Annotated in this window: 28 protein-coding genes; 14 read left to right on the top strand and 14 right to left on the bottom strand. The window is 54.1% G+C overall.

Features of this window, described 5'->3' with window-relative positions; genetic code table 11:
• Nucleotides 1-58: 58 nt before the first annotated feature.
• Nucleotides 59-1,114: an A/G-specific adenine glycosylase gene (gene mutY, locus GOV45_RS15075; RefSeq protein WP_170479274.1), complete on the bottom strand. Its 1,056-nt coding sequence runs from the start codon at nucleotides 1,112-1,114 to the stop codon at nucleotides 59-61.
• Between the two features lie 81 nt (nucleotides 1,115-1,195).
• On the opposite strand from mutY, the gene GOV45_RS15070 reads away from it, so the two are divergent.
• Together GOV45_RS15070 and GOV45_RS15065 are read left to right on the top strand one after the other, a co-directional pair.
• Nucleotides 1,196-1,702, top strand: a complete 507-nt coding sequence (locus tag GOV45_RS15070; RefSeq protein ID WP_170479272.1) for a DUF721 domain-containing protein — start codon at nucleotides 1,196-1,198, stop codon at nucleotides 1,700-1,702.
• A gap of 13 nt (nucleotides 1,703-1,715) precedes the next feature.
• Nucleotides 1,716-2,378: a DsbA family protein gene (locus tag GOV45_RS15065; RefSeq protein WP_170479270.1), complete on the top strand. Its 663-nt coding sequence runs from the start codon at nucleotides 1,716-1,718 to the stop codon at nucleotides 2,376-2,378.
• 52 nt (nucleotides 2,379-2,430) lie between these two features.
• On the opposite strand, the gene lpxK is transcribed toward GOV45_RS15065, so the two are convergent.
• The 5 genes from lpxK to GOV45_RS15040 form a co-directional block, all read right to left on the bottom strand.
• Nucleotides 2,431-3,429 (bottom strand): tetraacyldisaccharide 4'-kinase, encoded by a 999-nt coding sequence (lpxK, locus tag GOV45_RS15060; RefSeq protein ID WP_170479268.1) that lies wholly within the window; start codon nucleotides 3,427-3,429, stop codon nucleotides 2,431-2,433.
• Nucleotides 3,416-4,651: a 3-deoxy-D-manno-octulosonic acid transferase gene (locus tag GOV45_RS15055; protein ID WP_170479266.1), complete on the bottom strand. Its 1,236-nt coding sequence runs from the start codon at nucleotides 4,649-4,651 to the stop codon at nucleotides 3,416-3,418. Before GOV45_RS15055 ends, lpxK begins: the two co-directional genes overlap by 14 nt.
• Complete coding sequence (locus tag GOV45_RS15050; protein ID WP_170479264.1) at nucleotides 4,648-5,448, bottom strand: inositol monophosphatase family protein; 801 nt, start codon at nucleotides 5,446-5,448, stop codon at nucleotides 4,648-4,650. The genes GOV45_RS15055 and GOV45_RS15050 overlap by 4 nt, the downstream gene beginning before the upstream one ends.
• Nucleotides 5,435-6,781 carry a TldD/PmbA family protein gene (locus GOV45_RS15045; RefSeq protein WP_170479262.1) on the bottom strand — a complete coding sequence of 449 codons (1,347 nt, stop codon included), beginning with the start codon at nucleotides 6,779-6,781 and terminating at the stop codon, nucleotides 5,435-5,437. Before GOV45_RS15045 ends, GOV45_RS15050 begins: the two co-directional genes overlap by 14 nt.
• Nucleotides 6,782-6,988: 207 nt before the next feature.
• A complete protein-coding gene (locus tag GOV45_RS15040; protein ID WP_170479260.1) occupies nucleotides 6,989-8,512 on the bottom strand; it encodes a DUF2125 domain-containing protein in 1,524 nt (507 codons plus the stop codon).
• A 132-nt stretch (nucleotides 8,513-8,644) separates the two neighbouring features.
• Here GOV45_RS15040 and GOV45_RS15035 point away from each other — a divergent pair, with 132 nt between their 5' ends.
• Genes GOV45_RS15035 through GOV45_RS15025 form a run of 3 tightly spaced genes read left to right on the top strand, consistent with a single transcriptional unit; the run spans nucleotide 8,645 to nucleotide 10,733 of the window.
• Complete coding sequence (locus GOV45_RS15035) at nucleotides 8,645-9,394, top strand: SDR family oxidoreductase (protein WP_170479258.1); 750 nt, start codon at nucleotides 8,645-8,647, stop codon at nucleotides 9,392-9,394.
• Nucleotides 9,391-9,999 carry an enoyl-CoA hydratase/isomerase family protein gene (locus GOV45_RS15030; protein ID WP_170479256.1) on the top strand — a complete coding sequence of 203 codons (609 nt, stop codon included), beginning with the start codon at nucleotides 9,391-9,393 and terminating at the stop codon, nucleotides 9,997-9,999. The genes GOV45_RS15035 and GOV45_RS15030 overlap by 4 nt, the downstream gene beginning before the upstream one ends.
• Nucleotides 9,996-10,733, top strand: coding sequence for a VOC family protein (locus GOV45_RS15025; RefSeq protein ID WP_170479253.1), 738 nt, complete (start codon nucleotides 9,996-9,998; stop codon nucleotides 10,731-10,733). The genes GOV45_RS15030 and GOV45_RS15025 overlap by 4 nt, the downstream gene beginning before the upstream one ends.
• Here the strand turns inward: GOV45_RS15025 and GOV45_RS15020 are convergent, their stop codons facing one another.
• Nucleotides 10,734-11,030, bottom strand: a complete 297-nt coding sequence (locus tag GOV45_RS15020) for an HNH endonuclease (RefSeq protein ID WP_170479252.1) — start codon at nucleotides 11,028-11,030, stop codon at nucleotides 10,734-10,736.
• A 45-nt stretch (nucleotides 11,031-11,075) separates the two neighbouring features.
• Between GOV45_RS15020 and GOV45_RS15015 the strand changes: the two genes are divergently transcribed.
• A complete protein-coding gene (locus GOV45_RS15015; protein ID WP_170479250.1) occupies nucleotides 11,076-12,266 on the top strand; it encodes a TIGR03862 family flavoprotein in 1,191 nt (396 codons plus the stop codon).
• On the opposite strand, the gene holA is transcribed toward GOV45_RS15015, so the two are convergent.
• The 4 genes from holA to GOV45_RS14995 form a co-directional block, all read right to left on the bottom strand.
• Nucleotides 12,263-13,291 (bottom strand): DNA polymerase III subunit delta, encoded by a 1,029-nt coding sequence (gene holA / locus GOV45_RS15010; RefSeq protein ID WP_170479248.1) that lies wholly within the window; start codon nucleotides 13,289-13,291, stop codon nucleotides 12,263-12,265. The genes GOV45_RS15015 and holA overlap by 4 nt on opposite strands.
• A complete protein-coding gene (lptE, locus tag GOV45_RS15005) occupies nucleotides 13,288-13,779 on the bottom strand; it encodes an LPS assembly lipoprotein LptE (RefSeq protein ID WP_170479247.1) in 492 nt (163 codons plus the stop codon). The genes holA and lptE overlap by 4 nt, the downstream gene beginning before the upstream one ends.
• A complete protein-coding gene (gene leuS / locus GOV45_RS15000) occupies nucleotides 13,766-16,303 on the bottom strand; it encodes a leucine--tRNA ligase (protein WP_170479242.1) in 2,538 nt (845 codons plus the stop codon). The genes lptE and leuS overlap by 14 nt, the downstream gene beginning before the upstream one ends.
• Before the next feature lie 72 nt (nucleotides 16,304-16,375).
• Nucleotides 16,376-16,858, bottom strand: a complete 483-nt coding sequence (locus GOV45_RS14995; protein ID WP_170479240.1) for a DUF3576 domain-containing protein — start codon at nucleotides 16,856-16,858, stop codon at nucleotides 16,376-16,378.
• Between the two features lie 280 nt (nucleotides 16,859-17,138).
• Here GOV45_RS14995 and GOV45_RS14990 point away from each other — a divergent pair, with 280 nt between their 5' ends.
• Together GOV45_RS14990 and GOV45_RS14985 are read left to right on the top strand one after the other, a co-directional pair.
• Entirely contained in the window at nucleotides 17,139-18,089 is a 951-nt protein-coding gene (locus GOV45_RS14990; protein ID WP_170479238.1) for a porin, read from the top strand.
• A 101-nt stretch (nucleotides 18,090-18,190) separates the two neighbouring features.
• Nucleotides 18,191-18,850, top strand: coding sequence for a YggS family pyridoxal phosphate-dependent enzyme (locus GOV45_RS14985; RefSeq protein ID WP_170479237.1), 660 nt, complete (start codon nucleotides 18,191-18,193; stop codon nucleotides 18,848-18,850).
• Here GOV45_RS14985 and GOV45_RS14980 read toward each other — a convergent pair.
• Both GOV45_RS14980 and ribA read right to left on the bottom strand, forming a co-directional pair.
• Entirely contained in the window at nucleotides 18,834-19,334 is a 501-nt protein-coding gene (locus GOV45_RS14980; protein WP_170479235.1) for a L,D-transpeptidase family protein, read from the bottom strand. The two genes, GOV45_RS14985 and GOV45_RS14980, sit on opposite strands and share 17 nt — an antisense overlap.
• Nucleotides 19,331-20,425 (bottom strand): GTP cyclohydrolase II, encoded by a 1,095-nt coding sequence (ribA, locus tag GOV45_RS14975; RefSeq protein ID WP_170479232.1) that lies wholly within the window; start codon nucleotides 20,423-20,425, stop codon nucleotides 19,331-19,333. Before ribA ends, GOV45_RS14980 begins: the two co-directional genes overlap by 4 nt.
• A 161-nt stretch (nucleotides 20,426-20,586) precedes the next feature.
• Here ribA and GOV45_RS14970 point away from each other — a divergent pair, with 161 nt between their 5' ends.
• The 6 genes from GOV45_RS14970 (at nucleotide 20,587) to GOV45_RS14945 (ending at nucleotide 24,614) form a co-directional block, all read left to right on the top strand.
• Nucleotides 20,587-21,273 carry a response regulator transcription factor gene (locus GOV45_RS14970; protein WP_170479230.1) on the top strand — a complete coding sequence of 229 codons (687 nt, stop codon included), beginning with the start codon at nucleotides 20,587-20,589 and terminating at the stop codon, nucleotides 21,271-21,273.
• 79 nt (nucleotides 21,274-21,352) lie between these two features.
• Nucleotides 21,353-21,898, top strand: coding sequence for a GFA family protein (locus tag GOV45_RS23650; RefSeq protein ID WP_367648684.1), 546 nt, complete (start codon nucleotides 21,353-21,355; stop codon nucleotides 21,896-21,898).
• A 72-nt stretch (nucleotides 21,899-21,970) separates the two neighbouring features.
• The gene (locus tag GOV45_RS14960; protein WP_170479226.1) at nucleotides 21,971-22,759 is read left to right on the top strand and encodes an exodeoxyribonuclease III; all 789 of its coding nucleotides are present in this window, start codon (nucleotides 21,971-21,973) and stop codon (nucleotides 22,757-22,759) included.
• Nucleotides 22,760-22,846: 87 nt separating this feature from the next.
• Nucleotides 22,847-23,764: a thioredoxin gene (gene trxA / locus GOV45_RS14955; RefSeq protein ID WP_170479224.1), complete on the top strand. Its 918-nt coding sequence runs from the start codon at nucleotides 22,847-22,849 to the stop codon at nucleotides 23,762-23,764.
• Nucleotides 23,765-23,790: 26 nt separating this feature from the next.
• Entirely contained in the window at nucleotides 23,791-24,432 is a 642-nt protein-coding gene (locus GOV45_RS14950; RefSeq protein WP_170479222.1) for an LON peptidase substrate-binding domain-containing protein, read from the top strand.
• Nucleotides 24,429-24,614 carry a Trm112 family protein gene (locus tag GOV45_RS14945; RefSeq protein WP_170479214.1) on the top strand — a complete coding sequence of 62 codons (186 nt, stop codon included), beginning with the start codon at nucleotides 24,429-24,431 and terminating at the stop codon, nucleotides 24,612-24,614. The genes GOV45_RS14950 and GOV45_RS14945 overlap by 4 nt, the downstream gene beginning before the upstream one ends.
• Here the strand turns inward: GOV45_RS14945 and GOV45_RS14940 are convergent.
• Nucleotides 24,611-25,873 carry an FAD-dependent oxidoreductase gene (locus tag GOV45_RS14940; RefSeq protein ID WP_254448015.1) on the bottom strand — a complete coding sequence of 421 codons (1,263 nt, stop codon included), beginning with the start codon at nucleotides 25,871-25,873 and terminating at the stop codon, nucleotides 24,611-24,613. The genes GOV45_RS14945 and GOV45_RS14940 overlap by 4 nt on opposite strands.
• Between the last annotated feature and the right edge of the window lie 43 nt (nucleotides 25,874-25,916).

Here is a 25,916-nt window from a genome sequence, read left to right as displayed (position 1 = left end):
CCTGGTGCTCCGTACCTGGAGTGGGCAGTCTAGTTCGCCGCAATTAATTCGCAGTGACCTATTGCCCGCGCCAAAGGGAATGGGCTTTGCGCATCACGGTAGGAAGATCATTCGGGCGAAAATTGTGTTTGTCCAGAATGATCAAACCTTCTGGAATGGTTCCGTCAGGTAAGTTTGCGGTCCAAATGCGCAGTATCAAATGAAAGTGCGTGAAAGTGTGGCGGACCTCGCCCCTCAACACGGTCCAATCTGCCGGAAAGGGTGGCGCAGGCACAGGGGTTTCTGACCAGTCTGATCCAGGCCATCCCAGCATGCCACCGAGCAAACCTTTTTCCGGCCTGCGTTCCAAAAGCAATGCACCATCGTTTCGCCGTGCAATGTACAGGTGGCCGTGCCGGGTCGGTTTTGGTTTTTTAGGGGACTTTTTGGGCAACTCGAATTGTGAGCCAGCAGACTGGGCACGGCACCATGTTCGAACTGGGCAAACGCCACAAGCTGGCGACTTAGGTGAGCAAATGGTGGCGCCCAAATCCATGACGGCCTGGGCATAATCACCCGGACGTTCATCCGGTGTAAGCTCGGCAGCCCTTTTCTTCAGTTTGGGCTTTGAACCTGGTAAAGGGTCATGAATGTCAAACAGCCTGGCCATAACGCGCTCAATGTTGCCATCCATTACGGTTTCAGGCCGATCAAATGCTATCGCGGCAATCGCTGCAGCGGTGTACGGGCCTATGCCCGGTAGTTTCGTCAAGGCTTCATAGCTGCTTGGAAATTTCCCGTCGTAGACAGTCGCTATGACCCGTGCGCATTTTAACAAGTTGCGGGCGCGGGCGTAGTAACCCAAACCAGCCCATTCAGCCATGACCTGATCGTCGGGAGCAGCCGCCAGAGCCTTTACGTCTGGCCAGCGCGTTGTAAAGCGGACGAAATATTCGCGAACGGCGGCAACGGTTGTCTGTTGCAGCATGACTTCGGATAGCCAGACCCGGTAAGGGTCGGGTACACATCCTGCCACACGATCCATTGGCGCAACACGCCACGGCATGGTTCTAGCATGGTCGTCGTACCACCTCAGCAAAGCGGTGCTTACGTCTGATTCAGCGGAGTCACGCAAGTTTTATCTATCTTCCTGTCGAGTTTCGCTGGCGCCGTGGCCATCACCCATTACAATAGGCGCGGAAAAGTTGGAAACCAGATGCAAAGCAGACGTTCTTCTACCCGCGGGTTCAAGCGCACCGCAACCTTGCTGAACGATCAAATTCGGCGCGCTGGCGAGAGCCGCGGGTTTGCCGTTTCGCGTTTGCTGACCCATTGGGCTGAAATTGTGGGCCAAGACATTGCCGCGATCGCCCGACCGGTGAAAGTAGGGTATGGCAATGGCAATTTTGGGGCTACTCTGACCGTGCTTACGACCGGACCTCAGGCCCCGATACTGGATATGCAAAAGGAACAAATTCGAGAACGCGTGAATGCGGTCTATGGGTTTAGCGCAATAACCAATATCCGAATTACCCAGACCGCTCCGACGGGATTCGCAGATGGGCAGGCCAGCTTCGACCACAAACCGAAACAGGAAAATCCTGAAATCGCACCTGAAATCGCAGCTGAGGCCGATAAAGTGTCGCGTGACGTAAATGATGTGGATTTACGCGCGGCCCTTGAACGTCTTGGCCGGAACGTTTTATCCAAACAGAAACACTAAGAAAGGGCTTAGAATGAGCCGTATTGCAACTGTAATTTGTGCGGTCGTAGCCGTAGCCGCGGGCGGCTATTGGTTAACTTTGCCGAATTCGACACCAGCGCCCACGTTAATTGGCAGTGCTGAAGCACAAGAGGCTGATCTGGATACTTCGACTATTGTCGAAATGGTTCAGGGGGCCGCTGACGCGCCCGTCGAGATAATCGAATATGCGTCCTATACCTGTCCGCACTGCGCGAATTTCCACCAAGGGGCGTACAAGAAGCTCAAGAAGGATTTTATTGACACCGGAAAGGTCAAGTTCACTTATCGTGAGGTTTACTTCGACCGCTATGGTTTGTGGGCCTCGATGGTAGCGCGCTGTGCCGGGCCTGAAAAATTCTTTGGCATCACAGACTTGATTTACGAAGGGCAGTCGGAATGGACGCGCGCAGGTGGACCGACCGAAATCGTGGATGAGCTTCGCAAAATTGGCCGCCTAGCTGGAATCGACAACAAGCAACTTGACGCTTGTTTGCAAGACGGTACGCGCGCTCAAACGTTGGTTGCATGGTATCAGGAAAACGCTGAGCGTGATGACATTCGGGCAACGCCGTCATTCATCGTCAACGGCAAAAAAGTTGACAACCAATCCTACGAAGAATTCAAAAAGCTGATCGAAAGCGAACTGGGCAGCTGAGTTCAAAAGTGGCTGCCCTTACCTAAGGGTCGCCACCCGACCTAAGACATCGTTACGGCGGCGGTGCAACACCCAGCAACATTTCCTTAACCTGTTCGGCTTCGTCTACCTGTAGCCGGACAGGAAGCGTTACGACTTTACTGCGAAAAGCGGCGGGCAGGCGTACCGCATCTTTTTCAGTTGTCACTAATTGCGCGCCGATTTCTCGAGCGTCATTCTCCAGCCGCCCCATCAAGGCCGGAGTTAGAAGTTGATGGTCATCAAGCGCTTCGGCTCGTAACAACTGCGCACCTTGCTGGCGCAAGGTCTGAAAGAATTTCTCGGGATATCCGATACCTGCAAAGGCAAGAACAGGAGTATCGGCCCAATCCATGCCTGTTTGCAACGGAGTCAACTGTCCGGTAGCGCGTGGAACTTTCACTTTAGCGTCCCATTGAGCAGAAAACTTTTCCTGAGCATTTGCCCCGCCCAACGACAGTAAGAGGTCCGCTCTTTTAAGCCCGACACTTACGGGTTCTCTCAAAGGTCCGGCGGGAAGGCACAGCCCGTTACCGAAACCACGTTCGGCGTCGACTACAATGATCGAGAAATCCTTTTTCACAGATGGGTTTTGAAAACCGTCGTCCAATACGATGACCGAAGCACCGGATTCTGCGGCTGCACGAGCGCCAGCAGCACGGTCTTTGGCGACCCAAACGTCGGCAAAGGACGCAAGCAACAGCGGCTCGTCGCCGACCTCAGCGACGCTGTGACGAGCTGGATCGACTTGAACGGGACCTTTCAATGAACCGCCGTAGCCGCGGGTGACAACATGGGGGTTGTGCCAGGCATCGCGTAATTGTTCCAGTACCCAGATCGCAGTCGGTGTCTTGCCTGTCCCGCCAGCATGCAAGTTGCCAATGCAGATTACTGGGACGCCTGGGGTTAGCCCTTGCTCAGACGCAATCCGGCGCGCTGTTGCTGCAGCATAAACTCGCCCAATTGGGGCTAGAAGACGGGCGCACACGTCAAGCTTGTCGGGGCTGGTATTCCAAAAATTAGGTGCGCGCATCTTGGGTTCTCTGCGAGTCCAGTTCATTTTGAACGAATTCTGTCAACTGGTCGACCTGTGGCGCCCCCTCCGTTACAACCGCCCAACCGGCCAGCGCCATTTCCGCCGCACGATCCGGTGCCATTAACGCGACGATACCGTCACCCAGCTCTGAGGCAGACGCGATCTTCAAAGCTGCGCCAGCCTTGTCCAACCTGTCATAAGCATCCTGATGTCTTTCCACATGGGGCCCGTGGATGACAGTGGATCCCAGAGCGACCGAGATCAACGGATCATGTCCTCCCATGCCCCGCTCAAGCGAGTTTGCCATAAAGGTCAACGACGATATCCGATGCCACAAGCCAAGGTCTTCGGGGTCCGAAAACAGGATGACTTGCGTGCTGTCTTCGATCAATTGGCCATCATCCCAATTGGCGCAACGCAGGTCCATAGATGATAGCCTGTCCGTAAGCTGGACCATTTCGGACCCGTCGGCGACATGAAGAACCAACGCCAAACGCGGGAGCATTCGCATTGCCTGACGGTGCGCAGTGAGAACGGAGATGAATTCATTGTCTTGAACCCAAGCTGCCAGCCAAACTGGGCGACCCGCCAATGCGTGGTTGGTTTCGATTAACTCGTCTTCAGGCCATGGTCGTGGGTTCGGGTTGATCCGAAGGGGTGGTGAGACAGCGATCTTGCTGTTTTGAATACCTAGCCGGCGAATTTGCCGTGCAGTTTTTTCGGAAGTCGCCAAAATTTTTGAAAAGCAGTTGAGAGTATATCGACTGATATCCGGTAACCAGCGCCCACCCGGCGCGACTTTCACGTCCACGCTCGCCTCGACAAGGATGAGTGGGACTTCACGTTCATTGGCCTGGGTAACGATATTGGGCGTCACGCCGCCACCGATCCAGATGCCCATATCAGGACGCCAATGGTCCAAAAAGGCACGAGCAGCCCCAGTCTGATCCGTTGGTAAATTAATCGGCGAAGCTATACAATCTTCCCAAGTGGAAACGTCGACGCCGGATGGAGCTGTCAGTAACAAAGATAACTCCGGCCGCAGCAACAATAACCTGCGACAAAAATCATCGACAACGCGAATCCTGCCGGGATCGTTCACGTGAACCCACAACAATTCACCATCGGGTCGAGGTGTTTGGGTCCCTGCAGTTTTAGTTGGCACACCCCAGGACAGGACACGATAGGCCGCAAGGCTGAGAGAGCGCGGTTTGCTCATCCCGGCAATCCCGGTCCCCTTGGGTCAAGATGGATGAAAATCTGACCATGCAGGTTAGGTCCCGCCGCGACTACTCCGTTTAGGCGGGGATGGGCGTTGTTGAAGCGCAGGTCTTGGCCAAGCCGGTCGGTGCAAAGGCCACCTGCTTCGCGTAGAATAAGGTCTCCGGCTGCAATATCCCACTCCCAACTTGGACGAAGGGTCAACATCCCGTCAAACCTGCCCTGAGCGACCAGTGCCATGCGATAGGCAAGCGAAGGGCGGTACGCTTTGACGAATACCGGAACGTTGCCGGATTGCCAGTGGCGTGGATCTAGATTGGGTTTTGCGGCCAGAATTTCTGCTTCATGCATAATGCCTGGGTCCGAGGTCTGTATGGGTTCCCCATTCAGGGTAGCGCCTTGGCCCTTGGCGGCAGCATAAATCAGATTGCGCATTGGCAGATAAATAACGGCAGCGGTGACTTCGCCGTGCTCGGCCACGGCAATGGAATGCGCCCAGGTTCGGGAACCTTCGACGAAGTTTCGCGTGCCGTCGATTGGATCGATGATAAATACCTTTTCGCGGTTCAGTCTATCGGACGAATCCTCAGTCTCTTCACTTAACCAGCCATAGTCGGGCCGATTTGATGACAGATCGCGTTCCAGCATCTCATTCACCGCAAGATCTGCCTCGGTCACTGGCCCCGCACCTCCGGGCTTATCCCAGCGCTTCGCGCGAGGTCCGGTATATCGCGTAGCGATTTTTCCTGCTTCATACGCCGCTTCAATCAGCAAGGACAAATCAGTTGCCGGCAAGAGTCATCCCTTCGATCAGAATAGAAGGCACAACCCGCGACAGGTAGCATCGTGCATCGTTGGCCGGAATGATGCGCATTAGCATTTCCCGAAGATTACCAGCAATGGTACATTCGTTGACTGGGTGACTAATTTCCCCGTTTTCGACCCAAAAACCAGACGCACCGCGGGAGTAATCGCCTGTATTAGGGTTGATCGTCGATCCAATCATGGAGGTCACCAAAAGACCGGTTTCCATGTCTCTCATCAAATCCGATCGGCTCTGGGTTCCCTGTGTCAGATTCAGGTTCCAGTTGCTGGGCGATGGAGGTCCGGATACACCGCGTGCTGCGTTTCCGGTTGAGTCCATGCCCAGTTTGCGTGCGCTGGACAGATCAAGTGTCCAGCCCGTTAAAATGCCATTCTCAACGATGGCCCGCTGTCGGGTTGGCAATCCTTCGGCGTCGAACGGGCGCGAGCCGGAAATGCGTGGGCGGTGGGGGTCTTCGACCAGCGACAGATGTTCTGGCAGGACCTGTTGTCCCAAACAATCTTTCAACCATGATGCCCCACGCGCAATTGCGGCACCATTGCAGGCAGCCAAAAGATGTCCGATTAATGAAGATGAAATACGTTCATCGAATAAAACTGGAAAGCAACCCGTCTCGGGTTTTCGCGCGCCGGTTCTTTCGACAGCCCGTTGACCAGCGGTGCGACCGATTTCGGCAGGATCGCGCAGGTCGGATTGGAAGCTTCGACTGTCACCGTCATAGTCCCGCTCCATCCCCGTGCCCTCGCCCGAGATAGCAACACAGGAGGTCGAGCGACTGCTGCGCATGTAACCACCGGAGAACCCGTTTGTAGCGGCCAGATGAACGCGGTGCGTCCCATAAGCCGCAGCGGCGTCTGATACTTGTGTCACTCCTGAAACTGCGCGAGCAGCGGCTTCGGCTGCCAATGCGTCCTTCAACAGAGATTCCGCGCTGGGTTCAAGAGTTGGATCAAACAGCTCCAGAGCGTTCAAATCCCAATTTGAAGTCAGCTGTGAAGGGTCTGCCAAGCCGGCAAACGGATCCTCGGGAGCTTCGCGGGCCATAGCCACAGCACGTTCGGCCATCGCAGCAATTGTTTCTGGACGGCTATCAGAACTGGATACAATGGCTTGTCGGTTACCCAGAAAAACCCTCAATCCCAAATCTGTGCCTTCCGAACGCTCGGCATGTTCCAACGCACCTTCGCGCACATCGACTGAAACGGAAGACCCATCAATAACAATCGCATCCGCGGCTTCGGCTCCGGCTTTACGGGCTGCATCCAGCAGATTAATGCTGATCTCTTCTGGTGTTTGGGTCATAAGGCCTCCGGGTGTGGTGTCATTGGACCTAGCCTTGGACTGACCAGCCTGCAAGACCTGCAAGCTAATTGTAGTTGGTGTCAGTGGCAGGAACCCTTTTTGATTTGCGTCAGTGTTAGTGAAATTGGACTCCAAAGAAAAAGCCGCGCCCAGGATAGGCGTGGCCTGTCACGAAGGGCTGTGTTTCAGTCCTTCCAAAGCTGAAAATCACTTGATACGCTGACCGTTAGCCAAGATTTGACCGTTTTCGGTGAATTCGATCTTTGAGTTCAGCGTATCCGGTTCCTCACCTGGAACAGCCATGAGTCCCATCATCATTCGGGCGCCCATTGCATCGCTCTCGGACACAAAGCCCATCGCGATAAGCTTATCGATCAAAGCGTTGGCGCCCACTAGTTGCAGGTTCAACTCTCCTGTCGGTGCAGGCATCCCACCGAATTCCTGGGTATTGGTGTTATCGAAGGTAAAATCCCCATCCCCGGTGAGATTTGCGCCCACCATTGAGATCAAAAGCTCTTTGATTTTCAGCGAATGTAGTTCTGCAGGCTCTAGCTGTCCTGATTCAATCTGTTCGCTGACTTCCGGGTCCATGAAGTCGATCAAAATCTTAGCAGTTCCCAAGGTATTTATGGCGATGGTCGCCGGGTCCCGTGGTAGAGCGCCGGTAGGATCAAACATGCCCCAAAGAACGTCCGACATGGTAAAATCATTCAAGTTCAGACTAAAAGCGAAAGGTTGAACTTCTTCCGTTGCCAAAACAGGTACTTCGATTACCATCGCTGTGTTGGCGGCATTGATTTCAACGGGCACAGGCAATTCCGACATGGTCATCGCGAGTTTCGAGCCTGTTTGCGACACTTCATAAGCAAGACGCTTGGCGTCTATGCTGCCGGAAAAGCGACCGCCTTTCGAAGAGCTGCTCATAGAGAAGGTCTCATCTTCGGAGACACCTTCAATATCCGTACTTCCGGAGGTGTACGAAAACGCTCCATTTACCGCAAAGCCGGCCTCGTAAATGGCTTTGATGTCCGCAGCGTCGAATATTGCTGGAATTATCGTCGTTCCGTCAAATGCCAACTGCTCTAACCTGCCGTTTATGTTGATATCGTGGCCGGTTTCCGGGTCTTGTACGACAAGTTTGTAAGCCAAGCCGGCAGCAGTAATGCTTTGTACAATGTCACGATTTTCGCCGATCTGCATGCGGGCATTGCCCGATACGTCAGTGATCTCAAGGCTTGCATCGACTGAGTCCTCAGGAATATCTTCTCCTTCGAGGTCCAAGGCATTCACAACAAATCCCATACTGGCGGCAGAATAGTTGTAAGCCATGTCATCGGGCGAGCCAGAAACGACTATGTTCAGGTTCTTGTTCGTGTAAAGCAAATCACCCGAAAAACTATCGCCTTCGCCACCACCAGAGATGGTAACGGGAAAGCTCTCTGGGTAAACGATTTGAACGGTGCCATCACCATTTTCGGTTAATGTCACTTCGGGAATGGTCATTTGCACCGAATCGGAAGACTCGGGAACAGCCAAGCTGATGATGAAATCTGTGATGGTTGTGACATTACCGGAAACGCTTTGATCACCTGTCACGGTGTAGCCCATTCCGCCCAAATAAGCCTGCCAGTCGGACCAGACATCATTAGCGGTTAAATCAGCGAATGCGCTTTGGGTCGTAATGGCATAAGCCAAAGCGGCGCCGCAACTGCGGCGAAGAAAAACAGACATAGGGGGTCCTTCATTTTTTAAATTTGCTGCATGGTCGTGCCTGTAATGGGGATCGTCAAGAGGCAAGGGGTGGACCCTTTCCCCATTTGCGCGGTAGGACTTTATGCAATTTCAAAGGATTGGGATTAGACGATGCAAATGCAAGGGAAAACCGTACTTATTACCGGTGCTAGCCGAGGGATCGGAGCAGAAGCTGGACGCGTTTTTGCTGCAGCCGGAGCCAACGTGGCGCTTGTTGCGCGCAGTCACGATCAGATTGATGCTTTGGCCTCGGCATTGGGTGACAATGCCATAGCTCTGTCTTGCGATGTCAGTGACTTTTCGCAAGTGGAACAAGCCGTTGCAGATTGCGTGGACCGATTCGGGCGTCTTGACGTTCTAGTTGGAAATGCAGGTGTCATCGACCCCATATTCCATTTGTCTAACGCAGATGTCGCGGCGTGGGGACAGGCCATTGATATCAACTTAAAGGGTATCTTTTACGGAATGCGGGCGGTTTTGCCGCTTATGCGAGCTGCCGGTGGGGGTACAGTACTGACTATATCATCAGGAGCTGCTTCGAACCCGGTGGAAGCATGGAGCCACTATTGCGCATCGAAAGCTGGGGCAAAGATGTTGACGGAATGCCTTCATCTTGAAGAGTCGCAGCACGGCATCCGTGCCATGGGCTTATCGCCGGGTACTGTTGCTACGGACATGCAGCGCGTAATCAAGGCAAGTGGGATCAACCCGGTCAGCCAGTTGGACTGGGATGTACACATTCCGGCGGATTGGCCGGCGCGTGCATTGCTATGGATGTGTTCCACGGACGCAGATGAATTTCTTGGAACGGAAATCTCCCTTCGGGAGGAGGAAATTCGCAAGCGGGTTGGTTTGACGTGATTGACCTGCAACAAGACGACGGGCTTTGGACCGTTACGCTGAATAACCCCGGAAAAGCGAATGCGCTGACTGGCTCAATGCTCGAAGAATTGTTGCGCATTGCCGAGGCTGCACAAGAAGCTCGTGCCCTAATCCTGACAGGAGCAGGCCGCGTCTTTAGCGCGGGAGCGGACATTGAAGAGGCGCGGGCAGGACTTACGACATCAGATTTGTGGGAACGCCTGTCCGGAACCATTGCAGACTTGCCTTGCCTGACAGTTGCAGCATTGAACGGAACTCTTGCCGGCGGGGCAAACGGCATGGTTTTAGCCTGCGATCTAAGGATAGCAGTGCCTGCGGCCAAAATCTTCTATCCGGTGATGAAGTTGGGTTTTCTGCCCCAGCCTTCGGACCCGAAGCGCATGGCTGCCCTGATCGGACCGGCTCGGACTAAGTTGATATTGATGGCCGGACAAAAAATAACGGCGGTCGAGGCATATGAATTCGGTTTGGTAGATCGGGTTGTCGACCCCGAAAACCTTTTGCCAACTGCTCGTGACCTAGTGGCCGACAGGTTAGTGGCTGACCCCATTGTCGCTTCGGGAATTGCCAGGTTGTGCCAATGAGGATTGCAGCATTGTGCCTGCGGGTGGCCGACCCGGTGAAACTGGCGGAGTTCTACCAGAATGCATTGGGCATGACCGTCAAGGCCGAGGGCGCCAATCGGCGAGTCGGCTATACCGGCCAAGACGCTGATTTATTACTGATACCCGGCGGTGGTGGATATAATCATGATAGGGGTCAAAGATACTGGAAGATTGGGATAACGGTGCCGGACGTGGACTTGGCGCAGGCTCAATTACGTGATCAGGGCTTTCAAGTTGGATCGCCACATCAGTTTCTGGACATTGGTTACATGTGCCATTTGAGCGACCCAGAAGGGTTTTCGATTGAGCTGTTGCAGCATGATTTCAAGGACAATCGACTGCAGGTGGCGGCTGATCCCTCTGCGCCTTTTGAAAAGGCGTGTATTGGTCAGGTAACTCTTCGCACTGGCGATATTGGTGCTGAGGATGCATTTTGCCGGGAAATGGGAATGCGTTTGTTGTCAATTCAAGACGTGGAACCTTATGGGTTTGACCTGCATTTCTATGCCTTCTCATCTGACAACCCGCCTGAACCCGATATCTGGTCAGTAAAAAACCGCGAGTGGTTGTGGAAACGTCCGTATACAACAATCGAGTTTCAGCACATACCGGGTGTTCAGTTTTCAAATGTGCCAGATTATTTGGGCATTGAAGTCGCTGGGTTGATGCAACCGACCAAAGATGCGTTTGGTGACCCGGTTTTGCCAGGTTGATCAACGCCCCCGTCGTTTTCCAGGTACTTTTGATCGGAACCCAGGTGGGCGTTTGCGAACCCAATTCAAGAATTTCGCCAAACGTGGATGGGCACGCAATGTTTCGACCGAGCTGAAGTCGCGTGCTAGTTCACCTTCGGTCAATGTGGCGTGAATCTCTTTGTGGCAGATCACATGTAACAGAACTGTGGGCCCGCCCTTGCCACCTTTGAGTTTTGGGATCAGATGGTGCAGGCTTCCGCCTCCGTCTGGTATTGGGCGGTCGCAAAGCGGGCAGATCGGATCGCTGTCATTCATGATGGAAAAATTGCGCTGATCCGAACAGATGGCAAGAGGGTTACAATGGCGCAAACAGTGGTGATCGGGGCGGGCCCTGCTGGATTGATGGCAGCCGAGCAACTTAGTCTTGCCGGTCACAATGTTCTGGTAGCCGAGGCAATGCCGTCTGTGGGCCGTAAGTTTCTTATGGCCGGTAAGTCTGGGCTGAACCTGACCAAGGACGAGCCATTTGAGAAACTAATGGGAGCCTACGGAGATTCTGCGGCATGGCTATGGCCTGTAATTTCCGAGATGGACGCCCTGGCCGTGCAGAATTGGGCGAAAGAGTTGGGACAAGACCTGTTCACAGGTTCGACCGGGCGCGTCTTTCCCAAGGTTATGAAGGCCTCTCCCTTGCTTCGCAGCTGGCTGTCCCGATTGGACGCAGCCGGCGTTCAGATTAGAACGCGTTGCCGTTGGACGGGTTGGGACGGTGAGAATTTGATTTTCGAAACACCTAAAGGGGTTCTTTACCTAAACGCCGACGCAACGGTTCTAGCCCTAGGAGGGGCAAGTTGGTCGCGGCTGGGATCCGATGGAAAATGGACCAGCCTGCTTGCCGGAAAAGATGTCTCGCTCAACCCGTTTACCCCATCTAATTCGGCCTTGTCGGTTGATTGGAGCCACCACATGCAACCGCATTTTGGCACAGCGTTGAAATCTGTACTCTGGTCGGCAGGCGAACTGCAAAGCCGGGGTGAAGCAATACTTTCCAACAAAGGCCTTGAGGGTGGCGGCCTGTATCCGCTTACGCCAGCCTTACGAAAAGGGGCGCCGTTGCGCGTCGATCTTCTTCCCGATTTCGATCCTAACGCTATCCAAGCACGTATTTCGGCCAGCAGGTCCAAGGCGACACTGACGCATTTGTTAAAATCCAAACTGCGGTTGCCTGCTCAAAAAATCGCCCTGTTCTATGAAATGACAAAAGCGGATGCACGGCAGCCTGATCGTCTGGTTGAAAATCTAAAAAAACTGCAAATTCATTACACTGCCCTTCGCCCAATGGACGAGGCGATCTCGACAGCAGGAGGGGTGAGTAGGGACGCAGTTAACGACGACCTAATGCTTAGGGGCCAGCCAGGGGTTTTTTGCGCAGGCGAAATGTTGGATTGGGAGGCCCCAACAGGAGGTTATCTGCTGACCGGGTGCTTGGCGACAGGACGCTGGGCAGGGCGCGCTGCTGCTGATTGGTTGGACCAGACCGACCGGAATTAGCTCGAACGGGCCAGCATCGCCAGACGGATCATAGCGCGCTCGACCAGCGCCATGGCAGGTGCAGTCTGACCTGCTGATCGCAGCGACAAGTCCGTGTCCGTCAACACAGTCAAAGCCGTTTGCAACCTGGGCGCTCCCCAACCCTGCGCCTGACGTAAAATGCGATCACGCCGCTTTCCGTAAACAGGAGGACGCAATTTGCTGATACCCTGCGCAGCGCCTCCGGGGTGGGATACGCAAGCGTAAAGCGTCCTGAAATGCCGAGTCGCGCCGATGCATAGCGTCACTCCGTTTGTACCCTGTGCCTGCAATTTTCTGATAAGAGGCCCAATCTCTGCTGCCCTGCCTTCGGCAACAACGTTTAGTACGTCATCAAGTGCCGCCTCTGTGGAGCTTGGGGAACATGCTTCGATGTCTTCGATGGAAAGACTGCCATCATCACCCCGTTTATAAAGCGACAACTTTTCAACGGTTTGGGCGAAATCTCCCGGGCTGAGTGCGGCGGCAAGTTCGGACAGCACCGACATCGAGTCGCGTGGGATGTTCTGCAAACCAGCCTGCATCAACACCCGCTCGACCTCTGCGCGGGACGGCGGGTCGTCATATATACCGATGGCATAGGTTTCCGGGTGTGCTTCGAACGCTTTGCGGATTTTCGAACTGGGCTTGAGCTGTCCGGCAGTGACAACAATCTGCGCGTCCCCTGCAGACCAATCTTCTAGCGCTGCGAGAATTGCGGCGGCTGCGGTATCAGTTGCGTCCTCTACAAAAACAGCGCGAACACCTGGAAAAAAGCCGACAGCTTTGACTGCATCGAGCAACATAGCTGGGTCACCACGCAGTTCTGCAGCAGGCATCCGGGTCAAACGCATTTCCTCTTCGGCACCCGGTCCTAGTAGTGCCGCCAGAACCTGCTGACGTTTCAGGGCAACCCGCATTGCATCGGCCCCATATATCAACAAACCCAGCTTATCCACGTCCGGTTTGGTGAAATAGCCGTCGGCCTCACGCGGGCTAAGCTTCATGCGGTGATATCCGGACTGGTGTACAGGCGAGTTACGATATGATCCGACAGAATCTCCATCAGCCGTTCGGTTGCATCACGCTCATCTGCCAACGTGGAAACAGTCGATCCGGCAGCTGAATAGGCAACGAAATCAATCACCTGACCAGATGCCACTACTTGGCCGGATTCTTCAGAAGTCAGAGAGTAATTTGCCCGGCCATCAATTGTGTAACGGTTGGTCTCGTTCGAGGTTGAGATAGACGCGGCACGTGTGGTTGTGGACACGCTTACAGCTAGCTTGTATTCGCTGCCGGAGGCCGCGCTGCGGCCGAGTTTCTGCTCAAGGTTCTGGACAAGCAAAAAACTTTTCACGTCGCTCGGAGCTGAGACAGCGACCCTGCCGTTTAGAGTCGCGCCAGTACCACCTGGTGCATAAACAGGCTGAAAGCCGCAAGCGGTCAGCGCAAGCGGCATAAGCAAAAAGGTTCTGCGATCAAACGACGACATTTACGATCCGGCCAGGTACGACAATGACTTTTTTCGGAACGGCGCCATCCAGCGCCCTTTGAACAGCTTCGGTGCTGAGCGCAAGTTTTTCAACCTCGACCTTGTCCAGGTCTTTCGCCACGCTGATTTCCGCGCGGCGTTTGCCGTTGATTTGAATCGGCAGGGTGATCGTATCGTCGATAAGCATCGCCTCATCCGCTTTCGGCCAGGGCGCTGTAGCAACCAAACCCTCACCACCCAGCATTTGCCACAACTCCTCGGACAAGTGCGGGGTCATTGGCGACATCAACTGGGCCAAAGTTTTGGCGGCTTCGCGTTTTGCCGCAGTGCCCGCTTTGGATTTGGACAAAGTATTGGTAAAGGCATAAAGCTTGGCGATCGAAGCATTGAAGCCAAAGGACTCGACGCCGCCGGTAACATCATGGATCGCTTTATGCATTTCGCGCAGTAGAGTTTCGTCATCCGAATTGGCCGGGACATTTGACTCCGAGATCTCGGACGCGATGCGATGCACACGGCTGAGGTGCTTGAACGCGGCCTCAGCCCCTGCCGCAGTCCATTCTACGTCGCGCTCAGGCGGCGAATCGGACAGTACGAACCAGCGGGCGGTGTCGGCGCCAAAGGCTGATATGATACTGACTGGGTCAACTACGTTTTTCTTTGATTTCGACATTTTAGCCGAAGGTATGATCTCGACCGCTTCGCCCGTTGTCTTGAGTTTGCCGTCCTCGACATCCTCGGGAAGGTGATAGACTGGGCGGTCCTTTTCGTCTCGCGTCTGGTAAATTTCGTGTGTGACCATCCCCTGAGTAAATAGCGCATCGAAAGGTTCAATTGCCTTCTTCGGCAGGTGGCCGGTGATCTGCATCGCCCGAGCAAAGAACCTTGAATAAAGCAGGTGCAGAATCGCATGTTCGATACCGCCGATATACTGGTCGACATTCATCCAGTACTCGGCCTCGGCCAGATCGGTGGGGGTATTGGCATGTGGCGCAGTGAACCGCGCGAAGTACCATGACGAATCGACGAAGGTGTCCATCGTATCGGTTTCGCGTTTGGCTGGACCACCACAAGACGGGCATTCGCAATCACGCCAAGTCGGGTGGCGGTCCAGCGGGTTGCCAGGCTTGTCGAAAGTAACGTCGTCAGGCAAACGGATTGGCAGGTTTTCTTTCTTTTCGGGAACTACACCGCAGGAATCGCAGTGCACAACTGGGATCGGGCAACCCCAATACCGCTGACGAGACAGCCCCCAGTCGCGCAGGCGATATTTTGTAACCCCTTCGCCCCAACCTGCTTTTTCGGCGAAATCAACGGTGGCGTTGATTGCTTCTTCACCCGTTGCCTCGGTGAGACCGGCGAAGTGGTTCACCCAGCGGACTTTCTCTGTTTTCGGAGGAACGAAAGCAATCTTGTCAACAGGTGTGTCATCGTCCAGCGCGAAAAAGGTATCGATAACCGGAAGGCCATATTTGCGGCAGAAATCCAGGTCGCGTTGATCGTGAGCTGGGCATGCAAAAATTGCACCAGTGCCGTAATCCATAAGGATAAAGTTTGCGATCCATACAGGCAGTTCCCAGCTGGGATCCAGCGGGTGCTTGACCTTTATGCCTGTGTCATAGCCCAGCTTTTCAGCGGTCTCGATTGCTTCTTCAGTTGTCCCACCCTTGCGGCATTCTGCAACGAAATCAGCTATTTTCGGGTCTTTAGCCTCCAGCTGTTTTGCAATCGGATGGTCAGGAGAGATTCCGACGAATGATGCGCCAAGCAGGGTGTCGGGCCGCGTCGTATAGACAGTAATCGGCTCACCTTCGTCTGTTCGTTCAAATGAAAATTGCAGACCCCGTGATTTGCCAATCCAGTTTTCTTGCATCAGGCGGACTTTGGCAGGCCAGTTGTCCAGCGTATCGAGGGCATCCAGCAATTCCTCGGAATAATCTGAGATCTTGAAGAACCACTGCGTCAGTTCGCGTCGCTCAACCAAAGCGCCCGATCGCCAACCACGACCGTTCTCAACTTGTTCGTTGGCGAGCACGGTCATGTCGACCGGGTCCCAGTTCACGACTGCATTTTTCCGATAGACCAGCCCAGCTTCGAGCATATCAAGAAACAGCGCCTGCTGCTGGCCATAGTATTCCGGGTCGCAGGTTGCAAACTCACGCGACCAGTCGATGGACAAGCCCAACGGTTTCATCTGCGCGCGCATGTCGGCGATATTGCCATAGGTCCAATCTTTGGGGTGCCCTCCTATCGCCATCGCAGCGTTTTCGGCAGGCATTCCAAATGCATCCCAGCCCATTGGGTGCAAAACGTTGTGACCGGTCGCCAGTTTTTGCCGCGCAATAACGTCGCCCATCGTATAGTTGCGCACATGTCCCATATGGATGCGGCCTGATGGGTAAGGGAACATCTCGAGCACATAGTATTTCGGCCCGTCCGCCTTGTGGTTGGCATAAAAAATCCCGGCACTGTCCCAGGCTTTTTGCCACTTAGCTTCGATTTCGTTTGCCGAATAGCGCGACATGGTGCGGTCCTTCGTGAATGAAAACGCCGGGTAGGAACCCGGCGTGGTAATATTGTGATTTTCGGCGGGTTGCTAGAACTTGTTGTCTTCAATGCGCAGCTGTCGGGCGCGCGAGAGAATCGCATCTTCGACTGCACGGGTGGTTGAGGCACTGACCGGAGCACCGCCGCTGGACTGTAAAGCCAACGATAATGAGCGCGCGGCCAGAGCAGGATCGCTGATGTGGACGGTGGCGCGATAGGATCGGCCTCCGCCGGGCGGTCTGCCGTAACCTGTTATTATGACACCAGTAAAAGGATCTACCTCTTGCACCGGCAGAAAACTAAGGACGTCGAGCGATGCGGCCCAGAGATAGCGGTTGACGTTGGTTGTTTGTTCGGCGCTTCCCCGGTCGAACAAGTCCCAGATCGTGGAACGATCAGGGTCGTTCAATTCGCGCTCATCCGTGGTTCCACCCACAAGATTGGGGTTGGCCGTCGAAGTGCTTTGATTCTGCCCGCATGCCGAAATGGCAGCGGTCAGCAAAATCAAAGACAAAATCCTTGGCAGGCGCATGGTAAGCGGGTCCTGTTATCACGTGTAAGGCATGTGCTGGGGCATACTCCTAGCCAAGGTCCCTGCCTGCAACAAGCCAATTCTTTCGAATTCTGCGCGTCTGGCCTGAAACTGGGGGCAAAACAGACTGTGGCATCCTTGCACCAATTTGGGCAGAATGACGGTTATTCGCCTATGCCAAGCTTGCACTTAGGGGGCAAAAAGAGCGACACGGTGTCCGTGCTGAGACGCATGTGTGCCATGTGTCGAGTAGAAAAACTTTGAAACCGAGGGAAACAAGATGAAAAAAGTTCTCTTCGCAACGGCAGCTACAATGGCGATCACCGCTGTTGCAGCTGAAGCCGCAGAAGTGAAACTGGGCGGTTATGGCCGCTTCGGTATTGGCTATTTGGAAGACCGTTCGGACGAAGATGGCGCGGATGATACCATCCTGGTATCGCGCTTTCGTCTGAACATCGACGGCATCACTGAAACAGATGGCGGGGTACGCTTCGAAGCTCGTGTTCGTATGCAGGCTGACGAAAACGCGTCGAACGGCGAAGCGGGATCAGCTGTCCTGAACGGACCACGCTTCTCGGTAATCTACGGCGGTCTGCGTGTTGACGCGGGTAACGTCGCGGGTTCGTTTGACAACTTGGCGAACTACTACGGTAACGAGCCTGGTCTGGAATCGTTCATTGGTCAGTACTCTGGTGTTGACTATGGCTTCCTGGGCTATTCGTCGACCGGAGCAGGCGCAAACGCCGTGTTCTTCCAGTATGCAGTTGGCGATTTCGCATTCGGTGCATCCTATGACACCGACGGTACCGGCGATCGTGATCGCTGGGACATCAGCGCCACCTACACCTTCAGCAACATTACCGCAGCACTGGCCTATGGTCAGACTGATAACGATGACGTTGTAGATGATGAAAGCCTGTTGGTTCTGACTCTGGGCGGCGAATGGGGCGACTTCGGTGGTACCCTGTTTGTTGCAGACGACGATGTTGATGACCCTGACCTGAACGGTACTGCATGGGGTCTGTCGCTGGCGTGGAACATTGGCGCGGCAACAACCCTCACCGCAGCTTACGGTGACGGTAACGCTGACAACGATAACCAACAGTATGGTATCGGCGCTATCTACGACCTGGGCGGCGGCGCGTCGCTGCGTGGCGGTCTCGGCCGCCAGAAGCGCGGTGACGAAGACGGACAGGTCCGTGCTGACTTTGGTGCTCAGTTCAACTTCTAAGTTGGTCTGAACCACATGTTTAAGGGCAGGTCTTCGGGCCTGCCCTTTTCTTTTTGTGCAACATGGTGTTTTTCTGCGGCGAAAGCTGGATGAGAGGCCCCATGTCCCTGCAAGACATCAAAACCCGCATTGCGAACGCTGAAACAGCTGCTGGACGACCCCAGGGTTCGGTCAAGCTGATTGCTGTGTCCAAGGTGCAACCGAATGAACGGGTTGAGGCAGTTCTGCAACAAGGGCATCGCTGTTTTGGCGAAAACCGTGTGCAGGAGGCCGCTGGAAAGTGGCCTGCGTTAAAAGAACGCTATTCCGGCATCGATCTGCACTTGATCGGGCCGCTTCAGACAAACAAGGCACGGCAGGCGATGGAACTGTGTAACGCCATACATTCCGTAGACCGCCCAAAGCTGGCAAAAACCTTGGCCCGGCTAACGCAAGAAATTGGAGCATGCCCAGACCTGTTCATTCAGGTGAATACTGGAGAAGAAGAGCAGAAGGCAGGTGTTTTGCCAAGCGGGGCGGACAGCTTCATTGCAGAATGCCGGGATCTGGAGCTGCCTGTACTGGGACTGATGTGCATTCCGCCCGTTGATGAGGAACCGTCGCTGCATTTCGCCCTGTTGGCTAAGATCGCCGACCGGAATGGGCTGGAAGGTCTGTCAATGGGTATGAGCGGCGACTTTGAGACGGCCGTTGCACTGGGCGCGACCCACGTTCGTGTCGGATCGGCCATTTTTGGGGAACGGGTCAAGTCGCAGGGATAATCAACCGGGTGCCCGGAACGATCTGCTGTGCAATCCAACGTAAGTGATCCCGGCGGAAGGCTACACAGCCCTCGGTCGGGTAACGTGGTCGCCGCCATTGGTGCAAGAAAATAGCGGACCCACGACCCGGTATGGCACTTGGCCAATTCCAATCGGTCACCAGCACGAGATCGTACAAGGGATCAGCGCGCCGCAACTTTTCGTGGCTGCAATTATACGGAGAGCGAACCAAGTGGTTATAAGCCTCATCGGTTTGATCGTCCGACCAAAGGTCATTGGGTCCAAGGGCCCGGGCCCAACGGGCAGGGCGCACCATGCGGTCAGGACGGTAAAACATACCTACAATGCAGTGTTCTCCGACAGGTGTCGCTCCGTCGCCTTCTCGCTTGTCGCGGCTCAGGCCGCCCTTGCCGATTGCGCAGGGAAAAACGCGACCAAGAAAACGAACGCCCTTCGGGGTTAGAACTAAATCTCCGGGAGTCACAACAAGTGGCCCGACTTGGCAGCTTTGGTCGCCAAGTACCCCCGGTTATGCGCTGTTTCACCGACTTTCAGCGGAACGCGTTCCGTTACAGCTATTCCAGTGCGTTCCATCATTGCAATCTTTGCTGGGTTATTCGTCAGTAGCCGCACTGAACCAAATCCCAGCAACTTAAGAATGTCAGAACCCACGCGAAAATCGCGCTCGTCATCCTCAAAGCCCAAGCGGTGGTTGGCCTCGACGGTATCAAACCCCTGATCTTGCAGGAAATACGCACGCATCTTATTGGCTAGACCAATTCCGCGCCCTTCTTGATTTAAATATAGAAGCACGCCCGCACCCTCGGCTCCCATCTGCGCCAGCGCCCCTCGCAGTTGTGGGCCGCAGTCACATTTGAGGCTGCCCATCAAATCTCCGGTGAAACACGCCGAATGCAATCGGGCCAACACTGGTTTGTCGCGGTCAGGGCGCCCGATTTCGATGGCATAATGCTCCTCGCCCCCATCTTCAGGGCGAAATACATGCAGCCGCCCGGCCTCGGAAACCTCCATTGGGAGGCGTGCAGCAACCACTTCGTGCAAAGTGCTGCGATCCGCCAAATGAGGCGCGGCGCGCGTGTGGTCTATGCATGTCAGGCCATGCGCAGTGGCGAACTCTCGGCCTTTGTCGATTGGGACAACAACGGCTGCCGGCAATAGTCGGGCGGATTTCGTCAATGCGATAGCGATTCGGTGCAGGTTGGCATTGCCATTGCGCTCGGTCATCAGCGGACCCTTCATCGGCGCACTTAGGTCCGACGAAGGATCGGCGACAGACTGAACCCAGCTGTGATCGGCGTCTGCCGGGATCACAACACGGGCGAGATCGCCATCATAAGCGCGGGCCTTGAGCGTTTCGGCCCGACGAACAGTTACGGCAATTGCCGGGTTTGCATCTATCCCACGCAGATCGGCCAGACGCTGAGGTGTCATTGTTTCGCATGCCATAGCCAAAACGCTAGCCCCGCCATCATCGATCATAACCACGGGCAGACCCATGCGTAAATCTGCTCGCGCGCGGGCCAAAAGCTCCGTGATATCAGGAATGAGGCTCATTTATGTTACCCTATAACTTTTCGCCCTTCTCCTACTCCTATCCTGACGAAATGTGAAACATTTCCTCCGCATCAGACACGAGGGCGTGAGTCGGTTGCAGCAAATCTTGTTGATTGTAACTTTTGAACGCAAGTGATGGAAAAGGTTTAGGAGGACCGGCGATGGCTCAGCTCAAGAAAATCCTGCTTGTAGATGACGACGAGGACTTGCGCGAAGCACTAAGTGAGCAATTGGTTATGACCGAGGACTTCGATGTTTTCGAAGCTTCTGATGGCCAATCCGCAATGGAGCGTGCGCGTGAGGCTATTTATGACCTGATCATTCTGGACGTTGGGTTGCCGGATACGGATGGACGTGAGCTGTGTCGCCTGTTGCGTAAACAGGGTGTCAAAAGCCCTGTCCTGATGCTGACTGGTCATGACAGCGATGCCGATACGATTCTGGGCTTGGATGCGGGTGCGAATGATTATGTGAGTAAACCCTTCAAGTTCCCCGTTTTGTTGGCCCGGATCCGCGCTCAGCTGCGTCAACATGAACAATCGGAGGATGCAGTCTTTGTTTTGGGCCCGTACACGTTCAAGCCTGCCATGAAGATGTTGATAACCGAGGATGACCGCAAGATTCGTCTCACCGAAAAAGAGACGAATATTTTGAAGTTCCTCTATAGATCGACTGATGGCGTTGTTGCCCGCGATGTATTGTTGCACGAAGTATGGGGATACAATGCGGGCGTAACCACACATACGCTGGAAACCCATATTTACCGGTTGCGCCAGAAAATTGAGCCTGATCCATCCAATGCTCGCCTTTTAGTCACAGAATCTGGCGGATATCGTTTGGTTTCTTGACTCGTGCTGGATTGGTTCGGATCAAAGTGATACTCTTGATCCAAAAGTGGGTTTTTCCCAACCCGCGCATGTCCGGGTTATGACATGCACCTCCCTGTTGGACTGCCGGGCCGCTTGGCCCGGCTCTTTTTTTCACCGCACTAATCTGAACCTTCCGCAGACCATCGAGAGCTATTGTGCCTTGCTAAATGTTCTTGTAATGTTCCTCAAGATTAAAATTGGAGTTCTTGAAATGATTGATGGAAGCTGTTGTTGCGGAGCCGTTAAGTTCAAGTTGAAGACCAAACCTTCTGTAATGGGTACATGCCATTGTTCTCGTTGCCGAAAAGCCGGGGCCAGTACAATTGTTTTTGTCAAAAAAGAGGATTTGAACTGGGTTGCCGGAAAAGACAAGGTTGCGACATATCAACCGGGCGCACCTTACAAGTATGGGAGATGTTTCTGTACAATTTGCGGATCTTCCTTGGGTGAAATTCTGTCAAGCGAAGACAGTTTTCCCATAGCTGCCAACGCGCTGGACAGCGACATCAGTTTGACAGTTCAGTTTCACGAATTCGTTTCGGAAAAACCCTGTTGGTATGAAATTTGTGATGATGCGCCCCAATCCACTGGGCACCCTTCATAGAAGAGCTTTTCCGATAGCACCTGATAATCTACCGCGTTAGTCTGTGCTAACTGCGACAGAGGAATCCCCCTAATGCCTTTCACACTTGCTACCTGGAACATTAACTCCGTGCGGCTGCGCGAGCCTATCGCTTTGAAATTGTTGCAAGAAGAAGCGCCAGATGTTCTGTGTTTGCAAGAATGTAAATCTCCGGTGGAAAAGATTCCTAGGGAAGGATTTGCTGCGCTAGGTTATACCCACATGATTGCCCGTGGCCAAAAGGGATACAACGGCGTTGCTATCCTGTCGCGGATTCCGATGGAAGAGGTGGGCGACAAGGATTTCGCTGGTCTTGGCCATGCGCGCCATATCGCTGGTAAATTAGAGAATGGCGTAACGATACATAATTTTTACGTTCCAGCTGGTGGTGACGTCCCGGATCGGGAAGTCAATGAGAAATTTGGCCAGAAGCTGGATTACCTGACCGACATGCGCGATTGGTTCCACGCGGAAAAGCCGGAAAAATCCATACTTGTCGGCGATCTTAATATTGCTCCGCGTGAAGATGATGTTTGGTCACACAAACAACTGCTGAAGGTCGTTTCGCATACACCAATCGAGGTGGAATATCTGGCTGAGACCCAGGATGCGGGCGGATGGGTCGACATAACCCGGCAGGACATCCCCGAGGGACAATTGTTCAGTTGGTGGTCCTACCGAGCGCGTGATTGGGATGCGGCGGACAAGGGACGACGGCTTGACCACATCTGGGCCACGCCTGACATCTCTAATTCGGGTCACTCCAGCCGCGTGCTTCGGGACGCGCGTGGATGGGACAAGCCCAGCGACCATGCACCGGTTTTTGCAACGTTTGACCTTTAGGCGATCAATAATCCTGCAATTCTGCCCTTGGTTTCTAGGTCTGGCGGTTGCATATAAGGCCCAAATCGAATCCAAAGAGTGATTGCCATGGATCTTCTGAACGGCGCGGACAGTACCGCAGCAACCGACCTGATTAAGGACGGAACTGAGGCCACCTTTATGGCCGATGTGGTCGAAGCTTCGCAGGAAGCTCCGGTAATTGTCGATTTCTGGGCGCCTTGGTGCGGTCCCTGCAAAACGCTGGGTCCGCTGCTTGAGGAGGCCGTAATTGCCGCCAAAGGTGCGGTGAAAATGGTCAAGATCAATGTTGATGAGGCTCAGATGATTGCCTCGCAAATGCGTGTTCAATCCATCCCAACGGTTTATGCTTTCTACAAGGGTCAGCCGGTTGACGGCTTTCAAGGTGCCGTGCCAGGGTCAGAGATCAAGGCGTTTGTAGACCGCGTTATCGAGGCCGCAGGTGGCGAAAGCCCTGGCGGACAGTTAGACGAGGCGGTTCAGGCTGCAGAAGAGATGCTGACGGACGGTGCAGCGGTCGACGCGGCTCAAACATTTGCAGCAATTTTGGGTGAAGACCCAAACCATTCCGGGGCATATGGCGGATTGGTCCGCGCGCATATCGCGCTTGGTGACCTAGAACAGGCCGAGGCCATCTTGAATGGCGCGCCAGCAGAAATCTCGAATTCACCGGAAATCGAGGCCGCGCATGCGCAACTGGAACTCGCTAAACAAGCCGCTGACGCCGGACCGGTTGGTGAACTCACCGCTGTGGTAGAAGCAGACCCGGATAACCATCAGGCCCGATTCGACTTAGCCCAGGCGCTACATGCAAGTGGTGAAGTCGAAGAAGCGGTCGCACAATTGTTGGAACTGTTTCGGCGCGATCGTGAATGGAATGATGGTGCTGCCAAATCTCAGCTATTCACCATATTTGACTCACTCAAACCCAATGACCCGATCGTGTTGAACGGCCGCCGCAAACTCAGTTCGTTGATATTTGCCTAAACGCCATTTAGAGCTAGACTCGGGTTATGATGCATCCCGCCGATTTGCCGGATACCGTTTCCATTTTTCCACTGCCCGGGGCACTCCTGCTGCCGCGGGCCAGATTGCCTTTGCATATTTTCGAACCGCGTTATCTGCAGATGCTGGACGACGCTTTGAAAACAAAGGAACGTCTGATTGGAATGGTGCAGCCGAACACCTGCCAAGGTGACGAAACCAAACTTCACCAAATCGGTTGTGCCGGACGTGTGACGCAGTTTTCTGAGACTGAAGACGGACGGTATTTAATTACGCTCACAGGCATCTCGCGGTTTCGGGTTTCTTCAGAGTTGGACAGTTTCACGCCGTACCGTCGTTGTGCTGTTTCCTGGCGCGGCTTTGATCGTGATCTTGGGAAGTCAGAAACAGACGATGGATTCGACCGGACGGCATTCTTGTCTTTGTTGGAACGTTTTTTTTCGTCCAGACAATTATCGACGGACTGGGAGACAATGAAAGACGCCGATGACGAACTGATGGTCAATTCCCTTTCAATGCTCTTGGACTTCGACCCGGAAGATAAGCAGGCTTTGCTTGAGGCGCCCTGTTTAAGAACGCGGCGAGAAACATTAGTTACACTGATTGAGTTCGCAATGCGCGGTGGTTCCAATGAGGAAAAGCTGCAATGACCAAACCTGAGCACGCCTTTGATCGCCATATGCTTGAAGCGTTGATTTGTCCGAAAACCCATACGACCTTGCATTATGACGCAGAAAGCCAGGAACTAGTGTCAAAAGCCGCGGGTCTTGCATTTCCAATCCGTAATGGCATCCCGGTAATGCTGGTCGACGAAGCGCGTGAGCTGGATTAAATTGCCCGGCCCTGTAACAGTTTAGGAAGATCCCCGGTCAATCCAGCAGCTTCCCGCACAAAACCACGGCGCAATCCCGGCAACGATCCCACGATACCCATGCCGATGTCGCGTCCAATTCGAAGTAACGAGTTATCGTTGGAAAACAGCCTGTTGAATGCGTCAGTCGCCATTGCCAATGTGGTTGTATCGAACCTCCGCCATTCCTGATAGCGTTCCAACACCAAGGCTGAACCGATGTCTTCACCGCGCCGCCCGGCCAAAGTCAGCACCTCGGCCAAAGCGCCAACATCGCGCAGACCCGCGTTCAAACCCTGACCGGCAATCGGATGCAGACCGTGGGCAGCGTCGCCTACAAGTGCCAATTTTTCGTCAATAAATGAATTGGCGACAGACAAGTTGAGCGGATAGGTGAAACGATCACCTTGCAGGCGGATATCGCCAAGAAAATCGCCAAATCGCGGGCGCAACACCTGGAGGTACTCAGCTTTAGGTAAATCGTTAATTCGTTTGGCGGTTTCCGTGCGCTCGCTCCACACAATCGAACTGCGGTTCCCGGTCAGCGGTAATATGGCCAAAGGTCCGGGCGGCATGAAGAATTGATGAGCGATGCCGTAGTGGGGCAACTCATGTTCTATGGCACATACCAACGCGGTTTGATCATAACCCCAACCCGTTCTCTTAATGCCCGCCCGAGTCGCTGTTCCGCTATTGCGACCATCACAGCCAATCAATAATTTACCTTGGATAACTGCATCATCATCCAATGTTATGGCCACGCCGGCCTCTGTATGGCCTTGAGCGGTGACAGACCTGCCGCTTATCCGGGTGATTGCCGCGAACCCTTGCATGGACTCCAAAAAGGCGCGTCGCAGATGCCGGTCCTCGATCATAAAACCCATCGGGCCCTCTTCGATCTCGGCATGATCAAAATGCATAAAGAATGGCGACGGGCCGAAACCTGCGTGCCCATCTGTCACTTTGATCTCAAGCATCGGTTGGGCATTCGCGACGACTTCTTCCCAAACACCTATGGCTGCCAAAAGTCGTTGCGATGCCAAGGCCAACGCGTAGGACCGGCCATCAAAGGCGGCATTCTTGCGAGTTGTCTCGGCTAAAGAGTCTATGATGGTGACCGAGTGTCCGGTTTGAGCCAACGCGAGAGCCAGGGCAGCGCCGTTCAGTCCACCACCGACGATTAAGATATCTGATGCCTCTATCATGATCCGCAATATGCGTGCCCTTTCGGGATTGTCCATGTGCGGTCCTGTCGCTACCGTCCCGAGAAAGCGTGATTTTGGG

The organism is Ruegeria arenilitoris, assembly GCF_013035425.1.
In the GTDB taxonomy this organism is placed as follows: domain Bacteria; phylum Pseudomonadota; class Alphaproteobacteria; order Rhodobacterales; family Rhodobacteraceae; genus Ruegeria; species Ruegeria arenilitoris_A.
The sequence above is the reverse complement of the archived record's forward strand: the minus strand, read 5'-3'. Positions and strand labels throughout refer to the sequence as shown.